12 protein-coding genes are annotated in these 10,537 nt (G+C 74.7%); 6 read left to right on the plus strand and 6 right to left on the minus strand.

Features of this window, described 5'->3' with window-relative positions; genetic code table 11:
• Positions 1-180: 180 nt before the first annotated feature.
• Positions 181-582, minus strand: coding sequence for an FKBP-type peptidyl-prolyl cis-trans isomerase (locus tag ABZ493_RS21235; protein ID WP_429733276.1), 402 nt, complete (start codon positions 580-582; stop codon positions 181-183).
• Between the two features lie 79 nt (positions 583-661).
• Positions 662-1,567, minus strand: a complete 906-nt coding sequence (locus ABZ493_RS21240) for a LysR family transcriptional regulator (protein ID WP_430584099.1) — start codon at positions 1,565-1,567, stop codon at positions 662-664.
• 84 nt (positions 1,568-1,651) lie between these two features.
• Between ABZ493_RS21240 and ABZ493_RS21245 the strand changes: the two genes are divergently transcribed.
• On the plus strand, positions 1,652-2,611 hold the full coding sequence (locus ABZ493_RS21245; protein WP_430584100.1) for a DMT family transporter: 960 nt from the start codon (positions 1,652-1,654) through the stop codon (positions 2,609-2,611).
• A 96-nt stretch (positions 2,612-2,707) separates the two neighbouring features.
• Here the strand turns inward: ABZ493_RS21245 and ABZ493_RS21250 are convergent, their stop codons facing one another.
• Together ABZ493_RS21250 and ABZ493_RS21255 are read right to left on the minus strand one after the other, a co-directional pair.
• The gene (locus ABZ493_RS21250; RefSeq protein ID WP_430584101.1) at positions 2,708-4,021 is read right to left on the minus strand and encodes a DUF6596 domain-containing protein; all 1,314 of its coding nucleotides are present in this window, start codon (positions 4,019-4,021) and stop codon (positions 2,708-2,710) included.
• Positions 4,018-4,446 (minus strand): YciI family protein, encoded by a 429-nt coding sequence (locus ABZ493_RS21255; RefSeq protein WP_430584102.1) that lies wholly within the window; start codon positions 4,444-4,446, stop codon positions 4,018-4,020. Before ABZ493_RS21255 ends, ABZ493_RS21250 begins: the two co-directional genes overlap by 4 nt.
• A 148-nt stretch (positions 4,447-4,594) precedes the next feature.
• Between ABZ493_RS21255 and ABZ493_RS21260 the strand changes: the two genes are divergently transcribed.
• The 3 genes from ABZ493_RS21260 to ABZ493_RS21270 are packed head-to-tail and all read left to right on the plus strand — an operon-like array spanning position 4,595 to position 6,835.
• A complete protein-coding gene (locus ABZ493_RS21260; protein WP_430584103.1) occupies positions 4,595-5,479 on the plus strand; it encodes an alpha/beta hydrolase in 885 nt (294 codons plus the stop codon).
• Positions 5,466-6,086: a WHG domain-containing protein gene (locus ABZ493_RS21265; RefSeq protein ID WP_430584104.1), complete on the plus strand. Its 621-nt coding sequence runs from the start codon at positions 5,466-5,468 to the stop codon at positions 6,084-6,086. Before ABZ493_RS21260 ends, ABZ493_RS21265 begins: the two co-directional genes overlap by 14 nt.
• On the plus strand, positions 6,083-6,835 hold the full coding sequence (locus tag ABZ493_RS21270; protein WP_430584105.1) for a hypothetical protein: 753 nt from the start codon (positions 6,083-6,085) through the stop codon (positions 6,833-6,835). The genes ABZ493_RS21265 and ABZ493_RS21270 overlap by 4 nt, the downstream gene beginning before the upstream one ends.
• Positions 6,836-6,869: 34 nt before the next feature.
• On the opposite strand, the gene ABZ493_RS21275 is transcribed toward ABZ493_RS21270, so the two are convergent.
• Positions 6,870-7,724, minus strand: coding sequence for a Bax inhibitor-1/YccA family protein (locus tag ABZ493_RS21275; RefSeq protein ID WP_430584106.1), 855 nt, complete (start codon positions 7,722-7,724; stop codon positions 6,870-6,872).
• The gene (locus ABZ493_RS21280) at positions 7,721-8,665 is read right to left on the minus strand and encodes an inositol monophosphatase family protein (protein ID WP_430584107.1); all 945 of its coding nucleotides are present in this window, start codon (positions 8,663-8,665) and stop codon (positions 7,721-7,723) included. The genes ABZ493_RS21275 and ABZ493_RS21280 overlap by 4 nt, the downstream gene beginning before the upstream one ends.
• A 181-nt stretch (positions 8,666-8,846) precedes the next feature.
• Between ABZ493_RS21280 and ABZ493_RS21285 the strand changes: the two genes are divergently transcribed.
• Together ABZ493_RS21285 and ABZ493_RS21290 are read left to right on the plus strand one after the other, a co-directional pair.
• Positions 8,847-9,818 carry an ATP-binding cassette domain-containing protein gene (locus ABZ493_RS21285; RefSeq protein ID WP_430584108.1) on the plus strand — a complete coding sequence of 324 codons (972 nt, stop codon included), beginning with the start codon at positions 8,847-8,849 and terminating at the stop codon, positions 9,816-9,818.
• A partial coding sequence (locus tag ABZ493_RS21290; RefSeq protein WP_430584109.1) for an ABC transporter permease subunit occupies positions 9,815-10,537 on the plus strand: 723 nt, incomplete at its 3' end. The genes ABZ493_RS21285 and ABZ493_RS21290, both read left to right, overlap by 4 nt.

Here is a 10,537-nt window from a genome sequence, read left to right on the forward strand (position 1 = left end):
CCTCGGCTGGGCAACCCCCGCCGAGAAACTCGCCGAGCTACTCTCGACCACCTGACCAACCCGGTGTTGCGATGACCGGTTGAGACCGCCTACGCGAGCCGCCGAGGTAGTGGACTGGTCCACTACCTCGGCGGCTCGCGTACTACCTCGGGAGAGGTCGGGACTACCTCGTCCGCCGTGTCAGCGCACGCCGACGACGTCGACGACGAAGACGAGCGTCGCGCCGCCGGGGATGCCGGCCTGCGGCACGCCGCGCTGGCCGTAGCCGTGCTCGGACGGGATGGACAGCAGCACGCGGTCGCCCACGTTGCGGCCGACCAGGCCCTTGTCCCAGCCGCCGATGACGGCGCCGACGCCGATCGGGAAGTCGATGGTCTGGCCGCGGTCGTAGGAGTTGTCGAACACGCCGCCGCCCCAGGTCTGGCCCAGGTAGTTCACGACGATGGTGCGGCCGGCGTCGACCACCGGGCCGGTGCCCTCCTCGAGCACCTGCACCTGCAGGCCGGCGGGCGCGTCGCCCTCGGGGAACGTGATCTGGGGCTTGTCGCCGAATCCGCCGGTGGCGGTGGGGAGCGTGGTCACAGGGGTACCTCGTCTTCGTCGTCGTGCAGAGTCGGGGTGCAGAGGCCAGGCGATGCCCGGCGGGGCTGCGCCGTCCAGCCTACGCGGCGGACGGCACCGGGCACCCGGCGACGTCGCGCAGCGCCGCGAGCGCGGCCAGCACCGGCGGGGTGTCGGCGACGGCGTCCTGCACCAGGGCGTAGATGGACCGCACCGGCACGGGCCGCACCACGGGCACGGCCACCGTCCCCGCCGCGGGGCGCGCGGAGCCGAGCGCGGGCAGCACGGTGATGCCGATGCCGGCGGCGACGAACGCGAGGGCGGTCGGGTAGTCGTGGGCCTCCACCGCGAACGCCGGGCTGAACCCGGCGGCGCGGCACGCCTCGAGCAGGTTGCGGCGGCACCAGCCGCGCGCGAAGTCGTTGTCGATCCACCGGTCGCCGACCAGCTCCGCGAGCTCGATCTCGTCCCGCCCGGCCAGCGGGTGGTCCTGGCGGACGACGGCGACGTACGGGTCGTCGAGGAGGTGGTGGGCGGTCGTGCCGGCGGCGGGGCGGAAGTCGGGCTGCGCGACGGCGAGCTGCAGGTCGGCGCGCCTCGAGGGGTCGGTGGGGATCTCCTCCGTGAGCTCGAGGTCGAGCCGCACCCCGGGGAACCCGGTGCTGAGCGAGCTGACGACGGCCGGCAGCCACGCCGCCCCCACGGAGGCGAAGTAGGCGACGGACAGGCTGCCGGAGCGCCCGGAACGCAGGTCGGCGACGAACGTCTCCACCTCCCCGAGGCGGGCGAGCAGCCCGTCGGCCTGCGCGGCGAGCGCCTGCCCCGCCGCGGTGGGCCGCACGCCGCGGCCGTGCCGGGCGAGCAGCTGCAGTCCGGTCTCGCGCTGCAGCGCGGCGACGTGCTGGCTCACCGCGGACGGCGTGTACCCGAGGTTGGCTGCCGCCGCGGCGACGGAGCCGCTGGCGACGACGGAGCGGAAGACGCGGAGGCGGTGGACGTCGAGCATGCTCGCGACGATACAGCGCGACTGAAGCGTTCGGTAGATATCTGAACTGGTGCTCACGTGACAGTGCAGGGCACGATCATTCCCATGGCCGAGACCACCGCGCGCACCGCGCCGCCCGCACCGAGCGCCACGCCAGGGAACACCGTCCGCCGCGCCGGCGCCCTCACGGCGGCCGCCATGACCGTCACCGTCGTGCTGTGGGCCTCCGCGTTCGTCGGCGTGCGCGCCGTCGGGCACGACCTCGACGCCGGCGCGCTCACCCTCGGCCGGGTCGCCGTCGGCTCCGTGGCGCTGACCGTGATCCTGCTCGTCGCCCGCGCCCGCCGCCGCACCCCCGTGCGCCTCCCGCGCGGCCGGGTGCTGCTGCTCGTGCTCGCCTGGGGCGTGGCCTGGTTCGGCGCGTACAACCTCACCCTCAACGCCGCGGAGCAGCACCTCGACGCCGGCACCACCGCGCTGCTGGTCAACATCGCGCCGATGCTCGTCGCCGTCCTCGCGGGCGTCCTGCTGCGCGAGGGCTTCCCGCGCCGCCTGCTCGCGGGCATCGCCGTCGCGTTCACGGGCGTGGTCGTCATCGCCGTCGCGACGACCACGGGCCGGTTCGACGTCGTCGGCGTGGCGCTCGGCCTCGCCTCCGCCGTCCTCTACGCCGGCGCCGCCACGCTGCAGAAGCGCCTCCTCCCCCACGCCGACGCGCTCACCATGACCTGGCTCGGCTGCCTCGCCGGCACCGTCGCGGCGCTGCCGTTCCTGCCCGCGCTGATCTCGCAGGCGTCCGCCGCGCCGTCGTCGTCCCTGCTCGGCGTCGTCTACCTGGGCGTGTTCCCGACCGCGATCGCGTTCACCACCTGGGGGTACGCCCTGGCCCGGGTGAGCGCCGGTCGCGCGGCGGCGTCGACGTACGCCGTCCCGCCGCTGGTCGTGCTGATGTCCTGGGCCCTGCTCGACGAGGTGCCCGCCGCCGTCGTCCTGCTCGGCGGCGTGCTGGCCCTGGCCGGCGTCGCCGTCGCCACCCTCCCCCGCCGACCTGTCAGAGCCAGGTGAGGGTATAGCCCGACCTGGGTCTGACAAGTCACGGCGACCGCGACCTGTCAGAGCCACAGGGGCCTATGGCACGACCTGGGTCTGACAGGTCGCGGGTCAGAGGGCGGCGGCCTTCGCCTCCAGCACGCCGCGCTCGCGGGCGTTGCCGCACAGGCGGGCGGCGAGCTCCAGCTCCGCGCGCGCCTCGTCGTTCCGGCCGAGCCGCGCGAGCAGCTCGCCGCGCACGGACGGCAGCAGGTACGACCCGGACAGCACCTCGCGCGCGACGAGGTCGTCGACGACGGCGAGGCCGGCGACAGGGCCCGCCGCCATCGCGACCGCGACGGCGCGGTTGAGCTCGACGACGGGCGACGGCGCCACGCGGCCCAGCGCCTCGTAGAGCACGACGATGCGCTCCCAGTCGGTCTCGGGGACGGACGGCGCGACGTCGTGCTGCTCCGCGATCGCGGCCTGCAGCCCGTACGCCCCCAGCCCGCGCCCGACGGCGACCGCCCGGGCGAGCGCGTCGCGCCCCCGCCGGACCGCGGACCGGTCCCACCGGCGCCGGTCCTGGTCCTCCAGCAGCACGGGCTCGCCGTCCGGCCCGGTGCGCGCGGGGAACCGCGCCGCGGTGAGCTCCAGCAGCGCGAGCAGCCCGAACGTCTCCGGCTCGGGGGCGAGGCGCGTCAGGACACGGGCGAGGCGGACGGCCTCGTACGCCAGGTCCGGACGCATCCAGTCGTCGCCGCCCGACGCCGTCGACCCCTCAGAGAAGATGAGGTAGACGACGTTCAGCACGGAGCCGAGCCGCTCCGCGCGGTCCTCGGCGGCCGGCACCTCGAACGGCACGCGCGCCGCCGTCAGCGTCTTCTTCGCGCGCGTGATGCGCGCCTGCACCGTGGGCACCGGCACCAGGAACGCCCGCGCGATCTCCTCGCTGGTCAGGCCGGCCACCACGCGCAGGGTCAGCGCGACCCGCGCCTCCTTGGACAGCACGGGGTGGCAGGCCACGAACAGCAGCGCGAGGCGGTCGTCCTCGATCTTGTCCGGGTCCCACAGCAGGTCGTCGGCCGGAGCCGGGACGGAACCCGGCCCGCCCGTGACGGCGCCGCCCTCGCCGAGGTCGCGGGCCAGCGCCGCATACCGCTCGTCGCGCCCGGAGCGGCGCCGGAACGCGTCGATCGCGCGGCGCCGCCCGGTCGCGAGCAGCCACGCCACCGGGTCGCGCGGGACCCCGTCGCGCGGCCAGGTGACCAGCGCCTCCGCCAGCGCCTCCGACGCGACGTCCTCCGCGAGCGCGAAGTCGTTCGTGTACCGGGCGAGCGCGCCGACGATGCGGCTGGACTCGATGCGCCAGACCGCCTCGACGACGCGACGAGGGGCCGCGCCGTCGCCGGCGCGGCCCTCGTCGTGCGGTTCGACGGCGCTCACTGGGCCCGCTGGGCCTGCTCCTCGCGCCACCCCTGCTCCTTCTGCACCCACTCGTCGTCCTGCGGGAAGTCCTCGGGACCGTTGACGCGACGCACCTCGAGCTTGGTGCCCGCACCGCTCAGCGGCGCCCGCTTGGCCCACTCGATCGCCTCCTCCTTGGAGGCGACGTCGACGATCCAGAAGCCGTTGAACAGCTCCTTGGTCTCGCCGTAGGGACCGTCGGTGACGACGGGCGTGTCGGTGGAGAAGTCGACGACGGCGCCCTCGGACGCGTCGGACAGCCCTTCGCCCGCGGCGAGCACGCCGGCGTTCATCATCGACTCGTTGTAGCGGCCCATCGCGGCGATGACCTCGGTGAAGTCCATCTCCTCGTAGGCGGCCTGGCCCTCGTCGGTCCCTCGCATGATCAGCATGTACTTGGCCATCGGTCTGCTCCCTGTCGTGATCGCGGTCACCCTCCTGGTGACCTTCTCATCCCCAGGTCGAACGGGGAACGACGGGATCGACACGGGCGCAGAACTTTCTTCGGCGAACCTCTTGCGCCATCAGGCTAATGATATTAGCTTTGTGGCTATGGACATCAAGCAGACCGCGTCGATCCAGCACCTCAGCCGTCCCGAGGGGCGCATCGCCTACACGGACGCGGGCACGGGCCCGCTCGTGGTCGCGGTGCCCGGCATGGGCGACCTGCGCTCCACCTACGACGACCTCGTCCCCGCGCTCCTCGCCGCCGGCCACCGCGTCGTGGTCGCCGACCTCCGCGGCCACGGCGACTCCGACACCACGTTCCGCACGCACGGCGACGTCGAGACGGGCACCGACCTCGTTGCCCTCGTCGAGCACCTCGACGCCGGCCCCGCGGTGCTGGTCGGCAGCTCGATGGGTGGGTCCGCCGCCGTGTGGGCCGCCGCGCAGCGCCCCGAGCTCGTGCGCGCGCTCGTGCTGGTGGCCCCGCACCTGCGCGAGCACGGCACCCCGGCCCAGATCCGTATGAACCGCCTCCTGTACCGCGCGGTGTTCGTCCGCCCGTGGGGCGCCGCGGCGTGGGCGTCGCTCTACACCTCGATGTTCGCCAAGGGCCGCAAGTCCCCCCGGCACGCGGAGCACGTCGCGAGCATCCGCCGCAGCATGGCCGACGCGGCGCACCTGCGCTCCTTCCGCGACCTTGCCGTCGCGCTCGACCACTCCGTGATCGAGCCGCTCGTCGCCAAGGTCCAGGCGCCGTCGCTCGTCGTCGTCGGCGAGCTCGACCCCGACTACAAGGAAGCGGGCGCGGAGCTCGCGCGGATGCGGGACGCGCTCGGCGGCGAAGAGCTCCTCGTCCCCGGCGTCGGCCACTACCCGCAGCACCAGGCGCCGGAGGTCGTGACCCCGGCCGTCCTCGACTTCCTCGCCGGACTCCCCGCCTCCCCTGCCACCCAGGAGAACGGCGCCGACGAGCGGGGTGCCCGTGCCTAGGGCCGGGCTGTCGCGGGACGCCGTCGTCCGCCTCGCCCTGGAGCAGGTCGACGCGGGCGGCCCGACCGGTCTCGCCGACCTCACGCTCGCGAAGGTCGCCGCGTCCGCCGGGGTCGCCACCCCCAGCCTGTACAAGCACGTCGGCTCGCTGGCGGCGCTGCGCCGCGAGGTCGCGCTGGTCGCCCTCGACGAGCTGACGACTGCGAGCGCCGCGGCGACCGTCGGCCGCGCGGGTCCCGACGCCCTGCGCGCCCTCGCCCGCGCGTGGCGGGACTACGCCCGCGCGCACCCCGGCCGGTACGCCGCCGTCCAGCTCGCGCCCGACCCCGACGCCCCCGACGACGCCGAGCACCGCGCCGCCGGGGCCCGCGTCGTCGGGCTCGTCGGGGCGGTGCTGCACGGGTTCGGCCTCCCCGACGACCGCACGATCGACGCCGTCCGCGTGGTGCGCGCCGGCGTGCACGGCTTCGTCTCGCTCGAGCTCGCCGGCGGCTTCCGCCTGCCCGAGGACCTCGACCGCAGCTTCGACGCCCTGGTCGACATGCTCGTCGCCGGCGTCACCACCCTCGCGGACGCGCCCCCGCCCGCACCGAAGGAGCAGTCATGACCCGCACGACCCACGCCGCGCGCACGACGACACCCGCCCCGACGGCAACCCCGACGCCCACCACCCGGATCGCAGCCTGGACCGCGGGCAGCGCCGTCGCGGCCGGCGTGCTCCTGCTGCTCTTCCCCGTGCTCCGACCGTGGCCCGACGAGTCCGTGCCGAGCCTCGCGCTCGCGGAGTCGTTCGCCTCCGACCGGTGGGTGCTGGCGCACCTGTGCGGGATCGCGGGGCTCGGCCTGCTCGCGCCGACGCTCCTCGGCCTGCGGGCGCTGCTGTGCGGGAGCGGTGCCCCGGGCACCGTCGCCCCGGGTGCGCGCGCCGCCACCGCCGCCGTCGTCACCGCCTGGGCCGGGGCCGCGCTCAGCTCCCTCTACTTCGGCGCCGAGATCTTCGGCATCCGCACGATCGCGCAGGCCGCGCTACGCACGCAGGACCCGGCCTTGCTCGCGGACGTCGACGTGCTCCGCGAGCAGCCCGCCGCGATGACCCTCTTCGGCCTGGGGCTCGCCCTGGTCGCCGCGGCGGGCGTGCTCGCGGCCGTCGCGATGTGGCGGGGCGGCGCAGGTCCGCGGTGGGTCGGCGTCCCGCTGGCCGCCGGGCTGCTGCTCTACCTGCCGCAGTTCTTCGGCACCCCGGCGGTGCGCGTCGCGCACGGCGTCCTCGTCGCCGCCGGCCTGCTGCTGGTCGCGTGGGCGGTGCGGCGCGCACCGGCACCGGGCACGGCGACGGCCGGCCACCCCGCGGGGTGACCGGCCGTCGGTCTGTTCGTGCCGAGCCGGAGCGTCAGTCGCTGCTCTGGAAGATCGCCAGCAGGCGCAGGAACTCCAGGTACAGCCAGATCAGCGTGACCAGCAGGCCGAACGCCGCCGACCAGGCGAACTTGGCCGGGACGCCCTGCTCCACGCCGCGCTTGATCGAGTCGAAGTCGACGATGAGCGACGCGGCGGCCAGGCCGACCGCGAGCAGGCCGATGACGATGCCGAGCGTGCCGCCCCGCATGCCCCAGCCCGCGAGCACGCCCGTCCACACCAGGACCACGTTGACGAGCGAGAAGACCAGGTAGCCCACCATGGCGATGAGCAGCCAGCGCGTGAACTTCGGGGTCACGCGCACCTTGCCGGAGCGGAACAGCAGCAGCGCCGCGCCGAAGGTGCAGATCGTGGCGAGCACGGCCTGGCCGACCACGCCGTCGTAGAACGACTCGTAGTACTTCGAGATGCCGCCCAGGAACACGCCCTGCGCGACGGTGTACAGCATGATCAGCACGGGGCTGGGGTTGCGCTTGAACGCGTTCACCAGGCCCAGCACGAGGCCGACGATCATGCCGACCGGCCAGATGCCCGGCGCCATCGTCCACGTGGCGGCGGCCACCACGACGAGCAGCGCGAGCAGCCCGCCGGTCTTGATGACGACGTCGTCGTAGGTGAGGCGCTTGGTGTCGGCCGTGGTGGCCGACGGCGCCTGGTACATGGCGTCGAGGCTCGCGGCGTCGGCGGCCTGGGCACCCGTGATGCCGGCGCCGTAGGCCCCGTACTGCGGCTGCGCCGTCGCGGTGCCCCCGGTGCGGGCCCCCGGACGCGCGCCCGTACGGCGGGGCTCGCCGAAGACGTCGCTGTTCGAGAAGACGGGGTTGCTCATGAACTCCTCCTGGTCGCGGCTGCCGGGTGCCCGACGACGGGTCGTCGCGCGCGCAGTGCCGGGTCGCTGGCCGTGCGTTCCATCGTAGGGAACGCATCGGTGCCCGGATAGGTTCCCGGCGTCCCGACATCGCCCAGTACGTCACGCGCCGCCGCGGCCGTGACCTCGTGACCCGCGAAGACGCCGGTGCCGGCGACGGGGTGCGGCCTCCCGTCGTCGCCGCCGAAGACGCCGCCCGCCTCGGTCACGATGAGGGACAGCGGCGCGTAGTCCCACACCTTCCCGCCCACCTGGACGGCGAGGTCGAGCTCGCCGGACGCGACGAGCAGGGCGCCGTGCACACGCCAGTCGGCCACCTCGACGGCACGGACGAGCCGGTCGACCTCGGCGTGGTACCGCTCCGGCATCATCGCGACCGGGGGCAGCACCGCCGTCCGCGACGCGCGGAGCGACTCCGGCGGACCGCCCGCCCGCAGCGGCCGGTCCGCCGTCACCCGGCCCCCGACGACGTCCGCGACGAACGCGCCCCGGCCGCGGGCGGCGTACCAGACCTGCCCCTGCGCGGGCAGGATCGCGACGCCGACGGTGACCTCGCCGTCCTCCTCGAGCGCGATCAGGGTCTGCCACCGGTCGTCGCCCTCGACGAACACGAGCGTGCCGTCGATGCCGTCGAGGATCCACCGGCGGTCCCCTGCGCCGAGCTCGCCCGTCTCCTCGCCGAGGAACGCGTCGTCGGGCCGCGCCGCGAGCAGCACTCGGCGCACCTCCTCCTCCACGGCGAGGTCGGCCTCGGTCACCACCGACCCGTCGACCTTGTGGTCGCGCGCGAGGCCCTGCACCCGGGCGAAGTACGCCAGGCCCAGCTCCGCGCCGGCGAGCGCCGCGCGCAGCGCGAGGTCGAGGTCGTCGGGGCGGGGGTCCGGTCGCCGGTCGGGATCCATGCCCGAAGCATGCCGCACCCGCCCGGGATCACCCGGTCCCGCCCATGACGACCGCGCGGCCCGCACGTAGGCTCGTGACCGACCGTGCCCGCGGACGACGACGCTGTGACAGCGGGACGGGACGGCGGCACGCGACCAGCAGCACGAGGCGACGGCACCCGACGGACGACCCGGGGACGACATGATCGAAGCGCACGGCCTGACCAAGAGATACGGACCGAAGCTGGCGGTGGACGACGTGACGTTCACCGTCCGGCCGGGCACGGTCACGGGCTTCCTCGGCCCGAACGGCGCCGGGAAGTCCACCACCATGCGCATGATCATGGGGCTCGACCGCCCGACGGCGGGCCGCGTCACCGTGAACGGCCGCCCGTACGCGCAGCACGCCCGGCCGCTGGCCGAGGTGGGCGCGCTGCTCGAGGCGAAGGCGGTGCACCCGGGCCGCACGGCCCGCCAGCACCTGCAGGCGCTGGCGGCCACGCACGGGATCGCGCCGACCCGCGTCGACGAGGTCGTCGAGCTCACCGGCCTCACCGCCGTGGCGCGCAAGCGGGTCGGCGGCTTCTCGCTCGGCATGGGGCAGCGTCTCGGCATCGCCGTCGCGCTGCTCGGCGACCCGCGCACCCTCATCCTCGACGAGCCCGTCAACGGCCTCGACCCCGAAGGCGTGCTGTGGGTGCGCAACCTGGCGCGCTACCTGGCGAGCGAGGGCCGCACCGTGTTCCTGTCCAGCCACCTCATGAGCGAGGTCGCGCTCACCGCGGACCACGTGATCGTCATCGGGCGCGGTCGGATCCTCGCCGACACCCCGGTGCGGGACCTCGTCGACGGCTCGGCGGGCCGCACCGTCGTGGTCCGCTCCCCGCAGGCCACCGACCTCGCCGACGCCCTGCGCCGCGAGGGGGGCGACGTCGCGGCGGGCGACGACGGCGCCCTGCGGGTCACGGGCCTCGAGGCGGCCCGCGTGGGCGAGGTCGCCGCCGCGGGCGGCGTCGTCCTGCACGAGCTCACCCCGCAGGGGTCCACCCTGGAGGAGGCGTACATGGCGCTCACCTCCGACGCCGTGGAGTACCGCACCGAGGACGTCACCGCCGTCGCGGGCGGCGCGCACCCGGGCACGCACACCGCCGAGGCGACGGGAGCCGACCGATGACCGCCACCGCCGATCGCCCGGCCCCCACGCCCGACGTGCCCGCAGTCGCCGTCCGCCCCGTGACGTTCCCGCGCGTGCTGCGCAGCGAGTGGATCAAGTTCCGCACCCTGCGCTCGACGGTGTGGACCGCGATCATCACGGCGGTCGTGATGGTGGGGTTCGCGCTGATGATGGCGGGCATCATGCGGGTCTCTGTCGACAACGCGGAGATGGCCGAGGGGATGGGCAACGACCCCGGGTTCCAGTCGATGGGGATGACCGGCACCACGGTGGTCACGCTCGGCTACTCGTTCGGGCAGCTCGCCGTCGCCGTGCTCGCCGCGCTCATCGTCACCAACGAGTACTCGACGGGCATGATCCGCTCGACGTTCGCCGCCGTCCCCCGCCGCCTGCCGAGCCTGTGGGCGAAGCTCGTCGTCATCGTCGTGACGACGGCCGTGGTGGCCGCCGTCGCGCTGGCGGTCGCGTACCTCGTCACGCGTCCGCTGCTCGACGCGGCGCGGCTCTCGGTGGACCTGTCCGACGACGAGCAGCTGCGGTCGCTGCTCGGGTGCGTGCTCTACCTCGCGACGGTCGCGGCGTTCTCCCTCGCCGTCGGCACCCTGATGCGGCACAGCGCCGGCGCGATCTTCACGCTGGTGGCCGTGTTCTTCGTGCTGCCGATCATCTTCCAGATCGTCACGAGCGCCTCGGACGCCGCCTGGGCCGACTGGGTGTAC

This window comes from Isoptericola sp. NPDC019482, from assembly GCF_040632295.1.
In the GTDB taxonomy this organism is placed as follows: domain Bacteria; phylum Actinomycetota; class Actinomycetes; order Actinomycetales; family Cellulomonadaceae; genus Isoptericola.

Bases quoted from the DNA above. Each gene is read 5' to 3' on its own strand.
- ABZ493_RS21240 (WP_430584099.1), bottom strand. From the start codon at position 1,567: ATGCTCGACGTCCACCGCCTCCGCGTCTTCCGCTCCGTCGTCGCCAGC.
- ABZ493_RS21245 (WP_430584100.1), top strand. From the start codon at position 1,652: ATGGCCGAGACCACCGCGCGCACCGCGCCGCCCGCACCGAGCGCCACG.
- ABZ493_RS21255 (WP_430584102.1), bottom strand. From the start codon at position 4,446: ATGGCCAAGTACATGCTGATCATGCGAGGGACCGACGAGGGCCAGGCC.
- ABZ493_RS21260 (WP_430584103.1), top strand. From the start codon at position 4,595: ATGGACATCAAGCAGACCGCGTCGATCCAGCACCTCAGCCGTCCCGAG.
- ABZ493_RS21270 (WP_430584105.1), top strand. From the start codon at position 6,083: ATGACCCGCACGACCCACGCCGCGCGCACGACGACACCCGCCCCGACG.
- ABZ493_RS21275 (WP_430584106.1), bottom strand. From the start codon at position 7,724: ATGAGCAACCCCGTCTTCTCGAACAGCGACGTCTTCGGCGAGCCCCGC.
- ABZ493_RS21280 (WP_430584107.1), bottom strand. From the start codon at position 8,665: ATGGATCCCGACCGGCGACCGGACCCCCGCCCCGACGACCTCGACCTC.
- ABZ493_RS21285 (WP_430584108.1), top strand. From the start codon at position 8,847: ATGATCGAAGCGCACGGCCTGACCAAGAGATACGGACCGAAGCTGGCG.